The sequence below is a fragment of the Collimonas rhizosphaerae genome (assembly GCF_038896935.1).
Lineage (GTDB): Bacteria > Pseudomonadota > Gammaproteobacteria > Burkholderiales > Burkholderiaceae_D > Collimonas > Collimonas rhizosphaerae.
Genome location: NZ_JBANDC010000009.1, coordinates 142,307 through 162,780 on the forward strand (window position 1 = coordinate 142,307; position 20,474 = coordinate 162,780).

Below are 20,474 nucleotides of genomic sequence, written 5' to 3' on the forward strand. Positions count from 1 at the left end.
CTTCTTTTTCCCATCAGATATAACGCTTAACGACCGCTGCGCCCTGCCAGCCAGGCGGTGCGCAATGCCGGCACCAGCGCTGGTTTTGCCTCCACCTTCAAGCCGACCTGCGGCGTGCTGTCGGCCAGCAGCCTGACCTTGAACGTCATCAGTTCATCGCGCCGGAAAGCATGGATGACGACGCTATCGCCAACCCGGTAGCGCGCCAGCAGCGCCTCAAGGTTATTGCTCACCCGGATGCCTTCAATCGCCACCAGCAAGTCGCCCGCCGACAACCCGGCGCGATGCGCGGCGCCGCCTTCGTAGACGTTCGCCAGCCTGGTGTCGCCGCCATTGCGCGCGGTCCGCACGCCCAGCGACGGTTTGCCCGGCTTGCGGCTGTCGGCCAGCACGACGCCGGTCGGCGCCAGCAATTTCGCCAGCGGCAGATCATCGGTTGCACGCACATAACGATCGAAGAAACGCTTCAGCTTGAGGCCGGTCACTTCATCGAACAAGGCTTCGACCGCGCTCTCGCTGACGCCGCGGCCGCTCAATGCATTGTCGGCATAAAAATCGCGGCCGTATTTTTGCCACAGGGCGCGCATCACGTCGTCCAGCGATTTGCGGCCCTTGGTTTCGCTACGGATCGTCAGGTCCAGCGCCAGCGCCACCAGCGAGCCCTTGGTGTAATAGCTGACAATCGCGTTTGGCGCGTTTTCATCCTGGCGATAATATTTGACCCAGGCATCAAAGCTGGATTCGGCCACGCTTTGCTTATGCCGGCCGCTGCCGAGCAGCACGCCGTTGATGGTTTTTTCAATCAGCTTGAAATAGGCGGGCTGGTCAATCAGGCCGCTGCGCAGCAGCATCAGGTCGTCGTAATAGCTGGTGAAACCTTCGAACAGCCACAGCAATGGCGTGTAGTTTTCGACCTGCAGGTCGTAGGGAGCAAACGCTGCCGGCTTGATGCGCTTGACGTTCCAGGTATGGAAATATTCATGGCTGCAGAGGCCAAGGAAGGTGCGGTAACCATCGCTCATTTCCGCCTGTCCCTTGACCGGCAAATCGGCGCGCGCGCAAATCAGTGCGGTGGAAGCGCGATGCTCAAGGCCGCCATAACCGTCTCCCACCGCCAGCGTCAGGAATACATAGCGCTGCATCGGTGCGCGCTTGGCAAACTTGCTGCCGGCCGGTTCGAAGAAGCTGATCTGGGTTTCACAGATCCTTTTCAGGTCGGCGCTCAAGCGTGCCAGGTCTAGGTTCGGCACATTGCCGGTAATCGCAATTTCGTGCGGCACGCCGTGCGCTTTGAAAGTCGCCAGCTGGAAGGTACCCATTTCAACCGGATGATCGATCAGCTCGTCGTAGTTGGCGGCGACATAGCTGCCGAAAGAGCCACGCTTGGCTTTCAGCGTCGGCAGTGCGGTGGCGATGCGCCACGCTTCATAGGTGTCGCCTTGCGGACGCTGGATATCCACGATATGCGGCGCATGTTCCTGGCCGACAGCGCGCAGGAATACGCTGGTGCCGTTGAAGAAACCGTGGGTCTGGTCCAGGTGTGCGGTGCGCACCGACAGATCCCATGCGTACACCTGGTAGTGCAAGGTCAGCGGCCCGTCGCATGGCGCCGCTTGCCAGGAGTGCTTGTCGAGTTTCTTGAGAGCGATCTTGCGGCCGTTCGACTCGGCGCGGATCTGTACGATATTGCGAGCGAATTCGCGGATCATGTAGCTGCCAGGGATCCAGGCCGGCAAGGCGACGATCTGCCCCACCGCGGCCGGCTCGGCAATGCTCAGGGTAACGGCGAACAGGTGGGCGGCAGGATCGGCTGCGACGATGCTGTAGCTTAGGCCGCCGCGGGCGGACTTGGCGCTTGACGGCTTGGCGCCTGGCTTTGCAGTATTTTTCTTCATCATTTATCCTCGGACATTCCCGGCAATCACGGTCAGCATCAGCGCCGCCACCGCCACACATGTCAATCTGAAACGCAATTCAATAAACCAGGCCGGCAAGCCGTACCATGGGAACAAGCGCTTGTCGGCCTGGTAAGCGGCGATGAACCCGGCAATCAGCAAAGCGAAGCCGAAACCGCCGGCCATGGTCGAGAACCAGGCGATGCTGGTCGGCGCCACGCCCCAGACCAAGGCTTTCTTTGTCTGGTCGGCCGACAGGTCGGCCCGCAGCACCACCGCGCCCCAGTGGATCCCGCCGAGAAAAGACAAGGCGGCGATGCCATAAGCCAGCTGCCCGCGAATGAAATCGCGCAGCCAGTCGGTGCTGACCAGCCAGCATGCCAGCGTCAGCAGCACGAACGGAATCAATCCGGCATAACCGAGTAAATGAATAATACGTTTGTTCAGGAAATGTGGATTCATCTGGTGACTTCGTCAGGGAGGACAGCGCTGGCGGCGCAAAAAGACGATAGTGTAGCGGGATTGCGCATGATAGGTCCGGCCTCGGTCGCCTGGCGTTGAAAAGAGCGGCGGATTGCGGGCTTCAGGCCGGGGATTGTCGTATATCGGCGACGGTATCGATGTCCTGGTGGATGCCGGGATCGTCCACCGCCACTTCGACGACAGGGCACGATTGCAACAAGCCGCGCGCACCCTGGTCGCCCTGCAAGTCCAGCAACTGCGGCAAATGCTTGCGGCTGAACCCGACCGGATTGCCGCGCCGGCCGAGATAGGTCGGCACCGCGATGTCGGCGCCTTGGCGCAATGCCGATGCCAGGGCCTGGATGGTTGCTGCCTGCACATAGGGCATGTCGGCCAGGGCGATTACCCAGCCGGCGGCGTCCGCGGTCTGTTCCAGGCCGCACACCAGCGACGCCGCCATGCCGTCATCCGCGCTTGCGCATGGCACCCAGGCATAGCCGGCAACCTGTGCGGCCAGATCCGGCGCGTCGCTACGCAAGACGACACATGTCGGCAGCGCCGCCGCCAGATTGCCGGCAGCCGTCGCCAGCACCGTCTGACCCGCAGCGGTCGGCAACGATTGCAGCAATTTGCTGCGCACACCGCTGGGATCGAAACGCCGGCCGCGGCCGGCAGCCAGCAGCAGGCCGATGATTTGTCCGCTATATGGTCGACCACTCATGGCAGGCTAGGAAAAAAGTCGCGCCCGCCGGATGGCAGGCGCCTGGTTCATTTCAACGTACTGAATTTGGCTTCCATGGTTTTCGCATCGATCCAGCCTGGCGTGCGGGAGCCGTCGGCGAAGATGATCGTCGGCGTGCCGGTCACGTTCAGCTTCTGGCCGAGCGCCAATACCTTGTCGTTCGGCGCCTGGCAGGCTGCCGGCGCGGCGGTGGCGGCCTTGCCGTCAACCATCAGGTCGGTCCAGGCCTTGTTGCGGTCGGTGCTGCACCAGACATTGCGGGCCTTCACCGCGGAATCGTCCGCCAGGATGTTATACAAGAAGGTATACACGGTAACGTTGTCGACTTCCTGCAAGGTAGTCTTGTGGAAGCGCTTGCAATAGCCGCAGTTGGGATCTTCGAACACTGCGATCACGCGCTTGCCATTGCCCTTGACCTTTTTCATGGCCAGGTCCAGCGGCAAGTCCGAGAACTTGACCTTGCTCAGTTCATTTACCCGCTCGCTGGTAAAGTCGCGCGAGGTCTGCGCGTCCATGATGCGGCCGACGAACACGTACTTGGCAGCGGCGTCGGTATAAAAGATATCGTTGCCGACACGCACTTCAAACAAGCCGGAATAAGGAGTCTTGGTTACTTCATCAACCTTGACGTTATCTCCCAGGCGCGGCTCTATCAGCTTCTTGACCGCGCTTTCCTGGGGAGTCTCGGCGCCGGCGGCGCCTACCCACAGTCCCAGCAAAGCCACCAACATCACGCTTGTTTTTTTCATCGTTGTTCCAGTTATTCTTTATCAGCTGTCCGACCCAAGGCGTGGGCCATCAATTGTCTTTTTAAGACCGGCACTTTATCCAGCAAGTTCAACCCGGTATTGCGCAGCAAACGCAACGGCCCGAAATCGAAGCCGAACAGCCGCTCCAATCCATCGGTCATCACCTGCATCAAGAGTATTTCTTCTTTGCGCGCGCGCGCATAACGCGCCAGCACGCCGGCATCGCCGCAATCGCGATGGCCGCCGCGCTCGGCCAGCACCTGGACCAGAGCGGCGACATCGCCGAAACCCAGGTTCATGCCATGCCCCGCCAATGGATGCACCACGTGGCCGGCATCCCCGACCAGGGCGACGCGCGGCGCCACCATCGAATGGGTTTTGAGCAAGGACAATGGAAATGCCTGCACCAGCTCCGGCTGCAGCGGCAGCAATTGGCCCAGCTTGTCGCCGGCCAGCGAGGTCAGGCGTGCGGCCAGTTCTGACAAAGGTTCATCCAACAGTTCAAGCGCCAGGGCCTCCGGCGCCGACCAGACCAGGGATATCCGCTGCCCGGGCAAAGGCAGCAAGGCAACGATCCCTTCTGTTTCGGTAAACCATTGATAAGCAACACCGTGATGCGGCCGCTCGCATGCAAAATTGGCGACCACCCCGCGCTGTTTGTACGAACGGTAATCGATCCCGATCTGGCACTGGCTGCGCACCCAGGATTGCGCGCCGTCGGCGCCGACAACCAGGGCAGAGCTGATGGCCTCGCCCGATTCCAGCTGCAGGGACACTGTGTCCGCATCCACTTGCAGCGCCTTGGCGCGGCCGCTGAGCAGATGCACATTCGGGGAAAATTTCAGCGCCGCGTCCAGCGCTTGGTTCAGGTTGCTGTCTTCGACAATCCAGGCCAGCGCATCGACGCGCGCATTGTAGGCGTCAAACGCCAGGTTGCCAGCCGCGCTATCCGTGCCGCCTTTGATCGCCATCCCCTCCACCGCGCTTATTCGCGCCGGATCCAGGGCATCCCACACCTTGACTGTCGACAGCAAGCTGCGCGCCACATGGTTCAGCGCGTACACGCGCGTGTCCCAGGCATCGGGCGCCGCGGCTGATGCGGACGGCGCCGGCATTCCCAGCAATGCAACGCGCAAGCCCGCTTGCGCCAAGGCCAGCGCCGCTGCCTTGCCGACAGCGCCATTGCCCACGATGCAAATATCGTATTTCGCCGTCGGCGCGGCGCCGGTATTTTTCGAGATTGATGCGATATCTTTCATTTCGCCATTATAGCGACTACGCTTGCAAAGCCCTGCAGGCCCCGTTAAATATGGTTTCCCACTGATCGAGCATGATGTTGCCGCCCACAAATTGAACAACGCAAAGTTTTTTCAAGAAGATTCAACAAGGGGCTTTGCGGATCGAAAATGTTTTGCTATACTCCTGTCCCTTGGCCTGGTAGCTCAGTCGGTAGAGCAGAGGATTGAAAATCCTTGTGTCGGTGGTTCGATTCCGCCCCGGGCCACCAAAAACAGAAAAAGGGCTTAGCTTCGGCTAAGCCCTTTTTGCATTTCCGGCGCTCAGCAAAGCGTGGGAATCCGCGGCGCAGGCCGGGCACGGCGGCATGGAAGAACAACAGGCGGGCAATGCTTTTTTCGTGATCTTCTCCCGAGATTTGGTAAGATCGCAAAACAAGACAATATTTTATACACCTTTAAGCAGACTAATAAGCGAACCAATTGCCGCCTAAACGCTCTATAAGCCAATCCGTCAGCACTTTCCGCCTTGGTTGCCCATACACCTCACTGCTTTATGCTCAAAAACAAATCCCGCAAGCCGATTGAAATAAAAATTGCTACCGTGGTGGCCGTATCCGCCATCTTGCATGATTCAGATCCGATGGCGCTGGAAGCCGCTTTGCAGGAAATGACCGGCGGCAGCGCCGATTTCTTTGACAACGAATTTGCCGTCATCGATGTTGCCGCACTGGGGCCGGACCGCTCGCCCATAGACTGGCCGCAACTGATAGAGCTACTGAAAAAATATCGCCTGAACGCAGTTGCCGTACGCAATGCCCCGGCGGAAATGGAAGCCGGCATCGTCGCCAGCGGCCTGAGCATCGATCATGTCGTTGCCGCCCGCCAGGAGCCTGCGGCCGCCGCTCCGCCGCCAGCCGCACCGGTTGCCGCGCCGCCTCCCAGGGCAGCCGCCAGCACCATGATCATCGATACGCCGATACGCGCCGGGCAGCGGATTTATGCGCGCGACGCCGACCTGGTCATCACCGCCACCGTCAACAATGGCGCCGAAATCATTGCCGACGGCAGCATCCATGTCTACGCGCCGCTGCGCGGACGGGCGCTGGCCGGCGCCAGCGGCGATACTTCGGCGCGCATCTTTGCCGCCAGCATGGAGGCCGAACTGGTGTCCATCGCCGGCGTCTACCGCACTTTCGAGAATGGCTTGCCGCCGGAACAAAAAGGCCAGCCGGCACAAATCCGCCTGAGCGGCGACCGGATTGACGTACTATCGCTCAATTCCGCGAGCCGTAATTAATCGAATCTAGGATCTTGTAACTTTTTATCTAGTCAGTTGAGGACAGAGTCGCACGGAAAATGTAATTCGCCACGTTATGGTGGCCCTTGCACTCTGTCCCGCAATGCATAAAGGAGCTCTTCGTGGCAAAAATCATCGTTGTTACGTCCGGCAAAGGCGGCGTTGGCAAGACCACCTCCAGCGCCAGTTTTGCATCGGGTCTGGCCATGCGCGGCCACAAAACGGCTGTGCTCGACTTTGACGTCGGCCTGCGCAACCTGGATCTGATCATGGGCTGTGAACGGCGCGTGGTGTACGATCTGATCAACGTGGTCAACAAGGAAGCCACCTTGACCCAGGCCCTGATCAAGGACAAGCATTGCGAAAACCTGTTCATCTTGCCGGCTTCGCAAACCCGCGACAAAGATGCGCTGACCGAAGAAGGCGTGGAGACCGTTCTTAACGACCTGGTCAAGATGGACTTCGAATACATCATTTGCGATTCGCCGGCCGGCATCGAACGCGGCGCCGTGATGGCGTTGACGTTTGCCGATGAAGCGATCGTCGTCACCAACCCTGAAGTATCGTCGGTGCGCGACTCCGACCGCATCCTCGGCATCATCCAGGCAAAATCGCGGCGCGCGCAGAACGGCGGCGAACCGGTCAAGGAACATCTGCTGATCACCCGTTATTCGGCCAAGCGCGTCGAAGCCGGTGAAATGCTGTCGTATACCGACGTTCAGGATATTCTGCGGATTCCGCTGATCGGCATCATTCCTGAATCGGAATCGGTGCTGCACGCCTCCAACCAGGGCAATCCGGCGATCCACATCAAGGGCAGCGATGTCGCCCTTGCCTACGAAGACGTCGTCTCGCGCTTCCTCGGCGAAGACGTCACCCTGCGGTTTACCTCCTATGAAAAACCGGGTTTCCTGCACCGCATCTTTGGAGGGAAATAACATGGCATTGCTCTCGTTCTTGTTTACCAGCAAGCCTAAAACGGCGTCTGCGGCCAAGGAACGCCTGCAAATCATCATTGCGCGCGAACGGAATGGCCGCCAGGGCCATGACTTCCTGCCGGCCTTGCACAAAGAACTGATCGAAGTGATTTCGAAATACACCAAGGTGAACGCCGACGACATCAAGATTTCCCTGGATCGCCAGGGAAATCTGGAAGTGCTGGACGTGAACGTGGTGCTGCCAGACGCATAAGCCGATACGGCAGGCAAAAGCTGAATTCGGCGCAATGCCGCGCTGGCGGCAATCCGCGCAATGACCAGCCAGGATCGATGGCCTGGGGCAGATTCTCGTTATTCAACATCGCTGGTGGAATTTTACAAATCCCGTCATACACTGTATGACGATTGCATATATCGCCAAACAAATACCGCTTCGGTTAAATTGTTGGCATCGGCTTTGCCAAAAGCATCCGGCACCGCTGAATTATTTATTTTTTGTGGCAATTGAAAGACACTGGAAATATATAGAATATTTATCTACAGCAATGTAGCAATAAGATTAATATACTCCTTGTATTCGCCACAACACCGATGCCGGCCTCCAGCGCTGAAATCACCTAACATATATAAAATATGAGAATTGCTGTCCTTGATGACGACCCCAGTCAAACCGATCTAGTTTGCCAGGTGCTCACATCCAGTGGGCATATCTGCCATCCATTCCAGAGCGGCAAAGAAATACTGAACCAGCTGCGTCGGGAAAGCTACGACATGCTGGTCCTGGATTGGCAGGTTCCTGATCTCAGCGGCCCGGAGGTGTTGCGCTGGGTGAGAGACAAACTTCCCAAAACCATTCCGGTGCTGTTCATCACCAGCCGTTCCGGCGAGGATGACATTGTCGAAGGCCTGGCCGCCGGCGCCGATGACTACATGATCAAGCCGATCCGCCGCAGCGAACTGGTGGCGCGCGTGCAAGCCTTGCTGCGGCGCGCCTATCCGATCCAGAATTCGAGCGAACAGATCGTATTTAACGATTACCTGTTTGAAACGCGCTCGGGCCGCCTGACCCTGGCCGGCAAGCCGATCGAGATCACGCAAAAGGAATTCGACCTGGCGCTGTTGTTTTTTCGCAACCTGGGCCGCCCTCTATCGCGCGCCTATATCCTGGAAGCAGTCTGGTCGCGCGACGTCGACATTCCTTCCCGTACCATGGATACCCACGTCTCGCGGGTGCGGAGTAAGTTACAATTACGACCAGAAAACGGCTATCGACTGGCTCCGGTTTATAGCTACGGTTATCGACTAGAACAACTCACAGGATAAGGCGCGTTTCGGTTGCGCTGATAGACAGATATGCGCACCACACTCACCAAAATGGCTTTCCTGGCGCTCTGCCTTGCAGGGTCGCCGCTGTTTGCTGCCCCGCCGGCGCTGGATCCGGCCGCGCTGCAGGTGGGTGCAGCGACGATTACCTATCGCGCGCAGCTTGGCGACACCCTGGGCGTGATCGCCGCACAGCTGACTTCCAGCAAGAACAACTGGGTGCAGCTGGCGAAACTCAACCACATCGACAATGACCGCACGATCCCGGTCGGCACCGCCATCATCATTCCCGTGGCGCTGCTGCCGGACGATCCGAGCACGGCCCAGGTAGCAGCCATGTCCGGCAATATCGACGCTGTCGCCGCGGATGGCAAGCCGATCGAAATCAACATCGGCACCACATTGAGCGAAGGCGCCATCATCAATACCGGCAGCAACAGCTTCCTGTCGCTCACCCTGCCTGATCAATCGCATGTCGCCCTGCCGTCCAACAGCCAGGTAAAACTGAGCAAGCTGCGCACTGCACGGTATACCAACAGCCCGCGCACTGAAATCACGCTGCTGAAAGGCCGGGTCGAATCCAAGGTCTCGCCGCTGGACAAGAACAAAGGCCGTTTCGAAGTCCATTCGCCGCTGGCGGTGGCCGGCGTGCGCGGCACCGATTTCCGGGTCGACCTGGTCGGCGACAGGGTCATGACCGAAGTGTTGAGCGGCGGTGTCGCGGTGGCGAAGAAAAACCAGGCGCCGGCGCTGACCCTGCATCCAGGACAAGGTAACGTCACCAACGCCAAAGGAGTCGGCAAGGCGGTCGCGCTGTTGCCGGCGCCGCAGCTCAATGGCGGTCCGCAGCTGCAGGAACGGCCCACGGTGCGCTTCAGCGTCAGCCCGGTGGTTGGGGCGCGCGGCTATCGCGCGCAAATCGCCACGGATGCCGATACGCGCAATATCGTCAGCGAGGCCGAATCGGACAACACCGAACTCAAGCTCAACGGGCTTGAGGATGGCAAGTATTTCGTCCGCATCACCGCGCTCGACCAGAGCGGCCTGCAAGGGATCCCGCACATCACCGCGTTTACATTAAAGGCCCGGCCCGAACCGCCTATCTCGATTGAACCCAAGAACAAATCGCGCGCCGACGATGTGATGTTCAGCTGGGCCGAAGTCGGCAACGCGCAGGCCTACCATCTGCAAGTCGCCAGCGATGCCGGATTCAAGCAGCTGGTGCTTGACCAGCCAGCCGTGGTTGGGCCGCAATTCAATGCCGGCAAACTGGCGCTGGGCACTTACTTCTGGCGCGTGGCGACCATCGTCGAGCAAGGCAAGGGCAGCGACCAAGGGCCTTACGGCGATCCGCAGCGCTTCAACCTGCTGCCGGCGCTGCAGGTTCCCAAGATAGCCGATGCGGTCGACGGCGACCTGTCATTCCGCTGGAGCGCAGAGCCGGGACAAACCTTCGTGGTTGAAATCGGCCGCGACGCCGGCTACTCGGCATTGCTGCTGACACAAACCACGGCGACGCCGGAGATCGTCGTCCCGCGTCCGGACAGCGGCACTTATTTCATCCGCATCAAGGCGATCGATGCCGACGGTTACATCGGTCCCTTTTCACCCTCGCAAAAAGTGTACATCGGCAGCCGCTGGGTCACCGGCGACGGTTCGCCCTTGCTCAATGTCGGCGGCCAGACCCAGACCGGATATTAAGCCTGCCACGACCATGCATCCTCAAGCCGACTGTTCATGATCAAGCAGGTCATCCCGCTCATTAAACGCGTGGCGTTTCGCCAATGGATGGCGATCACCGTCCTGATGCTGATCGTGGCCGGCAGCATGGGCTACGTGAACGGCCTCGGCCGCCTTGACCGGACCTTGTACGACCAGTTCATGCGAGCCGATTCACGGCCGGCGCGCGACGACATCATCATCGTCGCCATCGACGACTACAGCATCAGCAAGCTGGGCCGCTGGCCCTGGGAACGCAGCCTGCACGCCAAACTGCTGAACCGGATCATGCACGCCAATCCGCTGGCGATCGGGCTCGACGTGATCATGCCGGAAGCCGAACAGGGACAGTCTCCCGGCCAGCGCGCCGATGACCGCGCGCTGACCAAGGCGCTTGCGGCCAGCAAGCTGACGGTGCTGCCGATCGTCGTCGCCAGCGCCGGCCCCGGCCTGAAAGCCCTGCCGCCGACGCCGGATTTCCTCAACGCCGCGCGCGACGTCGGCCACATACATCTCGAGCTCGATCCCGACGGCGTGGTGCGCAGCGTCTTCCTGCGAGAAGGCCAGGACGACCAATGGTGGCCGCATTTTGCGGTAGCGCTGGCCGGCGTCGCCGGCCAAAGGATCACCGATGCCAATGGCAACCTGCCAGGTGCGCGGTTAAGCGAGACGCCGGTTGAGCCCGGCCCGCACAAGACGGACAGCTGGCAGCGCGATTACCAGGTCCAGATCCCGTTCGCCGGCGGCAGCGGCCATTTCCGTTCCGTGCCGTACGCCTCGGTATTGCGCGGCGACGTGCCGGACCAGTTTTTCACCGGCAAATATGTATTGATCGGCGCCACTGCGCTCGGCATGGCGGATACTTTCCCGACGCCGGTTTCGGGCACCTCCGGCGTCATGCCTGGCATCGAGATCAACGCCAACATCCTGGCCGGCCTGCTCGACCACAAATCGATCAGCATCGCCCGCCCGCTGCAGACCGCGCTGTTCAGCATCGTCCCGGTCCTGATCGCGCTCTCCAGCTACCTGCTGTGGACACCGCGCATCTCCTTGCTGATCACCGCCACCCTGATGCTGCTGACGATGGCTGCCAGCTATTTGCTGCTGACGCTGGGAATCTGGATTGCCCCGACCGCAGCCTTGATCGCGCTCGCCATCGCTCATCCCATATGGAACTGGATCCGCCTCGAATCGGCGATTTCCTATCTCGGGCAAGAGTTCATGCTGCTGGACCAGGAGCCGCATCTGCTCCCTGAAGTAAATACGGAACCGGCGCCGCAGCAAGTGGAAGATTTGCTCGAGCAACGCATCAACGCCATGCGGGTCGCGGCGCGACGGGTGCGCGATTTGCGCCAGTTCATTTCCGATAGCGTGAACAGCCTGCCGGACGCTACCCTGATCACCACCATCGACGGCCATGTGCTGGTGTCGAACCAGTTTGCACGGGATTATTTCGCCGCCGCCGGCATACGGAATATCGACGGTGCGCTGCTGCCCTACCTGTTCTCCAACATGAGCACGCCGCAGGCCGGCAATACCGCGGCCGGCCACGTCTTCAGCTGGTGGGACCTGATCGATCTCGAGCATGTAGCCACCCTCACCAGCGGCACCACGGTGCAAGACCAGCAAGGGCGCGACCTGCTGATCAAGAGCGGCCCCTGCCACTCCGCGCATCAGGTGCTGACCGGCTGGATCGTCAGCATCGTCGACATCACCATCATCCGCGCCGCCGAACGCAGCCGGGATGAAACCCTGCGCTTCCTGTCGCACGACATGCGGGCGCCGCAAGCCTCGATCCTGGCTCTGCTCGAACTGCAAGGCAACCCGTCCTCGGCGCTGCCGCAGAAGGAATTTTTCGCGCGGCTGGAACAGGCGGCGCGCAAGACATTGGGGCTGGCGGACAACTTTGTCCAGCTGGCGCGCGCCGAATCATCCGAATACCGGCTGGAAGAAGTGGATTTCCAGGACGTGCTGTATGACGCCGTCGATGAAATGTGGAGCCTCGCCAACAACAAGAAGATCGAGCTGATCACGGATATCGAAGGCCAGGAATTCCTGACCAACATCGATCGATCGCTGATGGCGCGCGCACTGTGCAACCTGATTTCCAACGCCATCAGCTACAGCCTGCCGGATACCCGGATTACCTGCACCTTGCGCCTGAAATACGTGAAATTGCTGCCGCAGGTAGTCTGCCGCATCGCCGACCATGGTTTTGGCATTGCCCCGCATGACCAGGCCAGGCTGTTCCAGCGCTACCAACGCGTCAGCGCCCCGGGCCAGCCGCATTCGGACGGCACCGGCCTCGGCCTGGTGTTCGTCAAAACCGTGGTGGAACGGCATTTCGGCGAGATCTCGCTGGAAAGCACGTTAGGCGAAGGCAGCACTTTTATTGTAACTTTGCCAGCCCTCACCTGAGCTGCGGCCGGTGTCAGCCAAGCTGGAATTTCCTCCTTGGCTACAAAGAGTATAATCTTGGGTTAACAATATTGCCCCAGTTCGTTGCCAACCCTGCTGCCAACCGCATCCATGCACCTGCTAACCGTCGGACTCAACCACACCACCGCGCCCGTTTCCCTGCGCGAAAAGGTGGCTTTCCCGGCTGACCAGATCGGTCAGGCGGTGATGGCGGCGCGCGCCTGGTTCAGCGGCGGCAATGCAGTGAGCATGTCGGATGAAGCTGCCATCCTGTCGACCTGCAACCGCACCGAGCTTTATGCGGCCGCCAATTTCGAGCACGGCGTCGACGCCTCGATCGATTCCACCGCACATTTCCTGGCGCATTACCATCAGCTGCCCTACGCTGATTTACGTCCGCATTTGTACACATTGCCGCAAGATAACGCCGTGCGCCACGCGTTCCGGGTAGCTTCAGGACTCGATTCGATGGTGCTGGGCGAAGCGCAGATCCTTGGCCAGATGAAGGATGCCGTGCGCCATGCAGAAGCGGCGGGCGGCCTCGGCACTTACCTGCACCAGCTGTTCCAGCGGACCTTCGCGGTCGCCAAGGAAGTGCGCAGCACGACTGAAATCGGCGCCCATAGCGTCTCCATGGCTGCCGCCGCGGTGCGCATGTCGGAACGGATTTTCGATACCGTCGCCGGCCAGCATGTGCTGTTCATCGGCGCCGGCGAAATGATCGAATTGTGCGCCACGCACTTTGCCGCACAAAATCCGAAATCCTTGACGGTCGCCAACCGCACCCTGGAACGCGCCGAATTGCTGGCCCACCGCTTTAACGGCCAGGCGATCCGGCTGGCCGACCTGCCGACGCAGCTGGGCAGGTTCGACATCATCGTTTCTTGCACCGCCTCGAGCTTGCCGATCATCGGCCTCGGCATGGTCGAACGCGCGGTCAAGGCACGGCGCCACAAACCGATGTTCATGCTGGACTTGGCCGTGCCGCGCGATATCGAGACTGAAATCGGCCGCCTCGACGATATCTTCCTGTACACCGTCGACGACCTCGGTTCAATCGTGCAAACCGGCATGGAAAATCGCCAGGCCGCGGTGGCGCAGGCCGAAGCCATCATTGAAACCCGCGTGCAGTCGTTCATGCACTGGGTGGATAACCGGGCGGTGGTGCCGCTGATCCAGGACCTGCAGGAATCGAGCGAAGCCATGCGCCGGCTGGAGCTGGAGCGCGCCCGCAAGATGCTGGCCAAGGGCGAAGATATCGAAGTGGTCCTGGAAGCGCTCTCCAAAGGCCTGACCGCCAAGTTCATGCACGGCCCGCAACAAGCTTTGCACAATGCCCAGGGCGACGAACGCGCGCGCCTGGCAGCCCTCCTGCCGCAACTGTTCCGCACCAAGCGTTAGCGCACCTGCCCTCCCGCACGGCCGCGAGCAATCGCGCCGCCCTGCGCACCGCTGCACCCTTCCATTTTTATTCGCCTTGCCCTGACTGAAACCCGCCATGAAACCATCAATGCTCGCCAAGCTCGACCAACTCGCCAATCGCCTGGTCGAGGTCGGCGACCTGCTGATGCAGGAAGACGCCACCGCCAGCATGGACAGCTATCGCAAGCTGACGCGTGAACATGCGGAGCTGGGGCCGCTGGTCGAGCTGTACCAGGCTTATCTGCAAGCCGACGCCGATATCGCCGCGGCGCAGGAAATGCAATCCGACCCCGACATGAAGGAATTCGCCCAGGATGAGATCGTGGCTGCGAAAGCGCGCATGGAACAGCTGCAGGGCGACCTGCAGAAAATGCTGCTGCCCAAGGATCCTAACGACGAACGCAATATTTTCCTGGAAATCCGGGCCGGCACCGGCGGCGACGAGTCGGCGCTGTTCGCCGGCGACCTGCTGCGGATGTACACGCGCTTCGCCGAACGCAACCGCTGGCAGGTCGAAATGGTGTCGGAATCGCCATCGGAAATCGGCGGCTACAAGGAAGTCATCGTGCGCGTGATCGGCTTCGGCGCGTACTCCAGGCTCAAGTTCGAATCCGGCGGCCATCGCGTGCAGCGGGTGCCGGCCACCGAAACCCAGGGCCGCATCCATACCTCGGCCTGCACCGTCGCCATCATGCCGGAAGCGGATGAAGTCGGCGACGTCGACATCAATCCGGCCGATATCCGCATCGACACCTACCGCGCCTCCGGCGCCGGCGGCCAGCACATCAACAAGACCGATTCCGCGGTGCGCATCACGCATATGCCGACCGGCATCGTGGTCGAGTGCCAGGATGACCGCAGCCAGCACAAGAACAAGGCGTCGGCCCTGAAAGTGCTGGCGGCGCGGATCAAGGATGGCCAGCTGCGCGCGCAGCAGTCGCAAGAAGCGGCCACCCGCAAATCGCTGATCGGCTCGGGCGACCGCAGCGAGCGTATCCGCACCTACAATTTCCCGCAAGGCCGGATGACCGACCACCGCATCAACCTGACCTTGTACAAGCTCGATTTCATCATGGACGGCGACCTGGAAGAACTGACCAATGCGCTGGCCGCGGAACACCAGGCCGACTTGCTGGCGGCGCTGGGCGACGCGCTCTAAATATCTGAAAATCGCATATGCTAACGGCAGGCGCGGAACCAAGCAGCCCAGGCAGCATCAGACGCACGGCAAATAAGCTCACATCGACTCAACTTCATACCCGAAAATGAAAACATCCAAATCCGTTTTGCTTGCAGTCGCCTTCATCGCCCTTGCCATCCTGGCCGGTGCATTGTATTTGCAGCACTACCAGGACATGCAGCCTTGCCCGCTGTGCGTGATACAGCGTTACGCATTCGCAGCGATCGCGCTGATTTGCCTGATTTGCGCCAGCCTGCCGGCCGGGGCCCAAAAAGCCGGTGCGGGGATCGGCATCCTGGCAGGGCTGGGCGGCGCCGGCACCGCCATCTGGCATCTGTGGATCATCGCCCATCCCTCGGTCTCATGCGGCCGGGATGCGCTGGAAGCGCCCATGAACGCGCTGCCGCCGGCCACCTTGCTGCCGTCGGTGTTCAAGGTGGACGCTTATGCGCTCTGCTCGACGCCTTACGACCCTATCCTCGGCCTGTCGATCCCGCAATGGTCGCTAGTGTGGTTTGTCGTGCTGATAGTGATCCTGGTCGCCACGCTGTTCAAACGCAACAGCCGTTACTGAACGACGCGACGCGATGGCTGGGATTTCCGACAGGTTTGCAATAAAAGCGGGCGACAGCATCGCCGCGGTATTGCAGCAAGCGCCGCTCAACCCGCTCGAAAACCGCATCCTGCTGATGCATGCGCTGCAGCTGTCGCGGATACAGCTGATTACCCAGGACGAACGGGTTATCGATGCGCAGCAGGCACAGCAGCTGTCTGCCTTGTTTCAACGGCGCCTGCTGGGCGAGCCGATCGCCTACATTGTCGGCCAGCGCGAATTCTACGGCTTGCAGCTCGAAGTCACCCCGGACGTCCTGATCCCTCGCCCTGAAACCGAGCTGCTGGTCGACCTGGCGTTACAGCATTTGCCCGCTGCCGGCGCCCGGCAGGCGCTAAGCGTGCTGGACCTGGGCACCGGTTCCGGCGCCATTGCCGTCGCCATCGCCCATAGCCGTCCCGACCTGCAGCTCACTGCGCTGGATGTCAGCGCAGCCGCGCTGGCGGTGGCCAGCCGCAACGCCGCGCGCCATCTGGCGCCGGCCCAGGCGCCGATGCAGCTATTGCAAAGCAACTGGTATGGCGCGCTGGATCGCCAGCAGTTCGATGTCATCGTCGCCAATCCGCCATATATCGTTGCCGGCGACGGCCATCTCGCGCAGGGCGACCTGCGCTTCGAGCCGCAGGACGCGCTGACCGACCATGCGGACGGCTTGAGCGCGCTGCGCAGCATCGTCGACGGCGCGGCCGGCCACCTGAAAGATGGCGGCTGGCTGCTGATGGAACATGGCTACGACCAGGCGCCGGCGGTACGCGGACTGTTGCTGGCGCAGCAGTTTGACGCCGTGCAAAGCTGGCAGGATATCGCCGGCATAGAACGTGTCAGCGGCGGCAAGCGCCGGGCCCTAAGCTAGAACTGCAAACGGAAAACAAAAAAACGCGGCATGCCGCGTTTTTTTTACATCCGTGCAGGATCAGGGCATCACTCTTTCTCGCCCCAGATTGCCGGATACACGATACCCGCGATCACTGCGCCGACCAGCGGCGCCAGCCAGAACAGCCACAGCTGCTGCAACGCCCAGCCGCCGACAAACAGCGCCTGGCTGGTGCTGCGCGCCGGATTGACCGACGTATTGGTGACCGGGATGCTGATCAGGTGGATCAGGGTCAGGCACAAGCCGATCGCGATCGGTGCAAAGCCGGCCGGCGCACGCTTGTCTGTCGCGCCCAGGATCACGATCAGGAAGATGAAGGTCATCACCACTTCCGAGATCAGGGCCGCATTCATCGAATACAGGCCGGGCGAATGGTCGCCATAGCCGTTGGCGGCGAAATTGCCGATCTCCGCGCCCGCCTTGCCGGTAGCAATCAGGTACAGCACGCCGGCAGCGATGATGCCGCCGACGACCTGGGCCACCCAGTAAGGCAGGATTTCACTCTTCGGGAAACGGCCGGCGGTAGCCAGTCCGAGCGTGACTGCCGGATTCAGGTGGCAGCCGGAAATGTGGCCGATGGCGAACGCCATCGTCAGCACGGTCAGGCCGAAAGCCAGGGCGACGCCATGGAAACCGATTCCGAGGCCCGGAAATCCTGCTGCCAGCACGGCGCTGCCGCAACCGCCCAGGACCAGCCAGAATGTGCCAAGGGCTTCCGCGCCCAGACGTTTAGAAAGATGCATATTTGACTCCCGAAGAAATACTACCGTGTGATTGATGAACGACGGGCTTTAAGTCTTTGCCCAATCGCATTCGGCCACAAGCATATTTGCTGGCTCATCGACAAACAAGAAAAAAATTATCATTTAACAATCTTTTTCATTTGCAACCATTTCCAGGCACCTGGCCAGACTTACCCGGCAACGGTCTATGAAGCACGCCCGCAGGCAGGCGCCTTGACGGCGTAAATAATACCACCAGGAAACAAAGATATGGTGATATGACAAGCATTTCGGCTGAGCGGATTTTCAGGCCGGGTTCTTTTCCGGCTGTCAAGACTGGCGGAATTATCTGGATTGCGTATGATCCAACGCTTGATTTTCACTCTTAAGATTCCTCATGCTGCCTTCGATCGAACAACGTCTCGCCCTTGAACTTGCCGCCAAGCCGGCCCAGGTCGCTGCTGCCGTCGCCCTGCTGGACGAGGGCGCCACCGTGCCCTTTATCGCACGCTATCGCAAGGAAGCCACCGGCGGTCTCGACGACATCCAGCTGCGCTTGCTGGAAGAGCGCCTGCGCTACCTGCGCGAACTGGAAGTACGCCGCGGCGCGATCCTGGCCTCGATTGAAGAACAGGGGAAAATGACGCCCGCGCTGCTGCAGGCGATCTCCCTGGCGGAAGACAAGACCCGGCTTGAAGACCTGTACCTGCCGTACAAACTGAAACGCCGCACCAAGGCGCAGATCGCCGCGGAAGCCGGCTTGACCGAGCTGGCGGATGCATTGCTGGCGAATCCCGAATTGAACCCGGAGCAGGAAGCCGACAAATACCTGAAGCCGGCATTCAGCACCGACAATGGCGACAATCCTGGCGTCGCCGATGCCAAGGCCGCGCTCGACGGCGCGCGCCAGATCCTGATGGAACGTTTTTCGGAAGACGCCGCGCTGCTGCAGGCGCTGCGCGAATACCTGACAGAGCACGGCGTGGTCGAATCCAAGGTAGTGGAAGGCAAACAGGACGCCGGGGAAAAATTCGCCGACTACTTCGATTATTCGGAAACCATCGGCACCATTCCGTCGCACCGGGCACTGGCGCTGTTCCGCGGCCGCCGCGAAGAAATCCTGAATGTAGTACTGCGCCTCGATACGGAAGAAGAAAAACCGAAGTGGGACGCCCCGCACAATCCTTGCGAAGGACGCATCGCCGCCCGTTTCGGCATCAGCAACAAAGGCCGCAGCGCCGACAAATGGCTGAGCGACACGGTACGCTGGAGCTGGCGCGTCAAGGTCTTCATGCACCTGGAAACCGAGCTGATGACGAAGCTGCGCGAAACGGCGGAAGTCGAAGCGATCAACGTCTTCGCCCGCAACCTGAAAGCGCTGCTGCTGGCGGCGCCGGCCGGGCCGCGCGCCACCATGGGCCTCGACCCCGGCCTGCGCACCGGCGTCAAGGTGGCCGTGATCGACGCCACCGGCAAGGTGGTCGACACCACTGCGATTTACCCGCACCAGCCGCGCAACGACTGGGACGGCTCGCTGCACACGCTGGCGCAGCTGGCGGAGAAGCACAAGGTGTCGCTGATTTCGATCGGCAACGGCACCGCATCGCGTGAAACCGACAAGCTGGCGCAAGACCTGATCAAGCTGCGGCCGGAGCTCAAGCTGACCAAGATCGTGGTGTCGGAAGCCGGCGCATCGGTGTATTCAGCCTCTGAATTCGCCTCACGCGAATTGCCGGACATGGATGTCTCTTTACGCGGCGCGGTCTCGATTGCGCGCCGCCTGCAAGATCCGCTGGCGGAACTGGTGAAGATCGATCCGAAGTCGATCGGCGTCGGCCAGTACCAGCATGACGTCGGCCAGACCCAGCTGGCGCGTTCACTGGATGCGGTGGTGGAAGATTGCGTGAATGCGGTCGGCGTAGACGTCAACACCGCCTCGGCGCCGCTGCTGGCGCGTGTCTCCGGGCTCAACGCCAGCGTCGCCCAAAGCATCGTCACCTATCGCGACATGAAGGGCATGTTTACCTCGCGCGCCGGTCTACGCGATGTGCCGCGCCTGGGTGACAAAACCTTCGAACAGGCCGCGGGCTTCCTGCGCATCATGAACAGCGACAATCCGCTGGACGGCTCTGCGGTGCATCCGGAATCCTATCCGCTGGTGGAAAAAATCCTGGCCGACATCAAGAAAGACGTCAAGGGCGTGATCGGCGACGACAAGCTGCTGAAATCGCTCAATCCAGCCAAATACGCCGATGAAAAATTCGGCGTACCGACCATCGCCGACATCCTCAAGGAACTGGAAAAACCGGGACGCGATCCACGCCCGGAATTCACTACCGCGACGTTCAAGGACGGCGTCGAAGAAATCCGCGACCTGCGTCCCGACATGATCCTGGAAGGCGTGGTCACCAACGTGGCGGCGTTTGGCGCCTTTGTCGACATCGGCGTGCATCAGGATGGCCTGGTGCATATTTCGGCGCTCTCGAATACTTTCGTCAAGGATCCGCACAGCGTGGTCAAGGCCGGCCAGGTGGTCAAGGTGAAAGTGCTGGAAGTCGACGAAAAGCGCAAGCGCATTGCGCTGACCATGCGCCTGTCCGACAACGCCCCGGTCGCCGGCGCCAGGCCGGAGCAGCGCGCCGACCGCAACGACGCCAAGCGCCTGTCCCAGCAACGGCAAGCGGCGCCGGCGCCGGCCAGCAGCGCCATGGCCGCCGCCTTTGCAAAGTTAAAGGGATAACAATGTCCGCCGAAACTGGACAGTGCCGTATCGCGCTTATCGGGCGGGCACTGTCGGGCGGCGCCAATACCAGTTCGGGCCCGAGTCAATTTAGGGGCAACAGGCCCGAATCGTGGCTGTCATCGTATAATCACGGCACAAT

The 20,474-nt window shown here is 60.8% G+C and carries 17 protein-coding genes and 1 tRNA gene; 12 read left to right on the forward strand and 6 right to left on the reverse strand.

The annotated features are described in order from the left end of the window. Nucleotides 1–26: 26 nt before the first annotated feature. From V8G57_RS14660 to V8G57_RS14680, 5 genes are all read right to left on the reverse strand, one after another. Nucleotides 27–1,895 carry a M61 family metallopeptidase gene (locus tag V8G57_RS14660; protein WP_254785048.1) on the reverse strand — a complete coding sequence of 623 codons (1,869 nt, stop codon included), beginning with the start codon at nucleotides 1,893–1,895 and terminating at the stop codon, nucleotides 27–29. A gap of 3 nt (nucleotides 1,896–1,898) precedes the next feature. After that, complete coding sequence (locus V8G57_RS14665; RefSeq protein ID WP_092397003.1) at nucleotides 1,899–2,357, reverse strand: DUF3429 domain-containing protein; 459 nt, start codon at nucleotides 2,355–2,357, stop codon at nucleotides 1,899–1,901. 121 nt (nucleotides 2,358–2,478) lie between these two features. Next, complete coding sequence (locus V8G57_RS14670; protein WP_342830009.1) at nucleotides 2,479–3,078, reverse strand: nucleotidyltransferase family protein; 600 nt, start codon at nucleotides 3,076–3,078, stop codon at nucleotides 2,479–2,481. Between the two features lie 47 nt (nucleotides 3,079–3,125). Further along, on the reverse strand, nucleotides 3,126–3,848 hold the full coding sequence (locus V8G57_RS14675; protein WP_342830010.1) for a DsbC family protein: 723 nt from the start codon (nucleotides 3,846–3,848) through the stop codon (nucleotides 3,126–3,128). Nucleotides 3,849–3,859: 11 nt separating this feature from the next. Beyond that, nucleotides 3,860–5,107: an FAD-dependent monooxygenase gene (locus V8G57_RS14680; RefSeq protein WP_342830011.1), complete on the reverse strand. Its 1,248-nt coding sequence runs from the start codon at nucleotides 5,105–5,107 to the stop codon at nucleotides 3,860–3,862. Between the two features lie 172 nt (nucleotides 5,108–5,279). Between V8G57_RS14680 and V8G57_RS14685 the strand changes: the two genes are divergently transcribed. The 11 genes from V8G57_RS14685 (at nucleotide 5,280) to prmC (ending at nucleotide 16,849) form a co-directional block, all read left to right on the forward strand. Beyond that, nucleotides 5,280–5,355, forward strand: a tRNA-Phe gene (locus tag V8G57_RS14685). 284 nt (nucleotides 5,356–5,639) lie between these two features. Continuing rightward, on the forward strand, nucleotides 5,640–6,383 hold the full coding sequence (gene minC, locus V8G57_RS14690; protein WP_342830012.1) for a septum site-determining protein MinC: 744 nt from the start codon (nucleotides 5,640–5,642) through the stop codon (nucleotides 6,381–6,383). Between the two features lie 122 nt (nucleotides 6,384–6,505). Beyond that, nucleotides 6,506–7,321: a septum site-determining protein MinD gene (minD, locus tag V8G57_RS14695; protein ID WP_014007883.1), complete on the forward strand. Its 816-nt coding sequence runs from the start codon at nucleotides 6,506–6,508 to the stop codon at nucleotides 7,319–7,321. Between the two features lies 1 nt (nucleotide 7,322). Further along, on the forward strand, nucleotides 7,323–7,574 hold the full coding sequence (gene minE, locus V8G57_RS14700; RefSeq protein ID WP_092397013.1) for a cell division topological specificity factor MinE: 252 nt from the start codon (nucleotides 7,323–7,325) through the stop codon (nucleotides 7,572–7,574). Between the two features lie 380 nt (nucleotides 7,575–7,954). Next, a complete protein-coding gene (locus V8G57_RS14705; RefSeq protein ID WP_014007885.1) occupies nucleotides 7,955–8,644 on the forward strand; it encodes a response regulator transcription factor in 690 nt (229 codons plus the stop codon). Between the two features lie 30 nt (nucleotides 8,645–8,674). Continuing rightward, nucleotides 8,675–10,345 carry a FecR domain-containing protein gene (locus V8G57_RS14710; RefSeq protein WP_342830014.1) on the forward strand — a complete coding sequence of 557 codons (1,671 nt, stop codon included), beginning with the start codon at nucleotides 8,675–8,677 and terminating at the stop codon, nucleotides 10,343–10,345. Nucleotides 10,346–10,381: 36 nt separating this feature from the next. Then, nucleotides 10,382–12,781: a CHASE2 domain-containing protein gene (locus V8G57_RS14715; protein WP_342830015.1), complete on the forward strand. Its 2,400-nt coding sequence runs from the start codon at nucleotides 10,382–10,384 to the stop codon at nucleotides 12,779–12,781. Nucleotides 12,782–12,892: 111 nt separating this feature from the next. Continuing rightward, on the forward strand, nucleotides 12,893–14,182 hold the full coding sequence (hemA, locus tag V8G57_RS14720; protein ID WP_092397019.1) for a glutamyl-tRNA reductase: 1,290 nt from the start codon (nucleotides 12,893–12,895) through the stop codon (nucleotides 14,180–14,182). Nucleotides 14,183–14,279: 97 nt separating this feature from the next. Then, entirely contained in the window at nucleotides 14,280–15,362 is a 1,083-nt protein-coding gene (gene prfA, locus V8G57_RS14725) for a peptide chain release factor 1 (protein WP_092397021.1), read from the forward strand. 106 nt (nucleotides 15,363–15,468) lie between these two features. Then, complete coding sequence (locus V8G57_RS14730) at nucleotides 15,469–15,957, forward strand: disulfide bond formation protein B (protein WP_342830016.1); 489 nt, start codon at nucleotides 15,469–15,471, stop codon at nucleotides 15,955–15,957. Between the two features lie 13 nt (nucleotides 15,958–15,970). After that, nucleotides 15,971–16,849 (forward strand): peptide chain release factor N(5)-glutamine methyltransferase, encoded by an 879-nt coding sequence (gene prmC / locus V8G57_RS14735; RefSeq protein WP_342830017.1) that lies wholly within the window; start codon nucleotides 15,971–15,973, stop codon nucleotides 16,847–16,849. Nucleotides 16,850–16,917: 68 nt separating this feature from the next. On the opposite strand, the gene aqpZ is transcribed toward prmC, so the two are convergent. Next, a complete protein-coding gene (aqpZ, locus tag V8G57_RS14740; RefSeq protein WP_092397026.1) occupies nucleotides 16,918–17,613 on the reverse strand; it encodes an aquaporin Z in 696 nt (231 codons plus the stop codon). Nucleotides 17,614–17,989: 376 nt separating this feature from the next. Here aqpZ and V8G57_RS14745 point away from each other — a divergent pair, with 376 nt between their 5' ends. Continuing rightward, complete coding sequence (locus V8G57_RS14745; RefSeq protein ID WP_342830018.1) at nucleotides 17,990–20,332, forward strand: Tex family protein; 2,343 nt, start codon at nucleotides 17,990–17,992, stop codon at nucleotides 20,330–20,332. Nucleotides 20,333–20,474 lie beyond the last annotated feature (142 nt).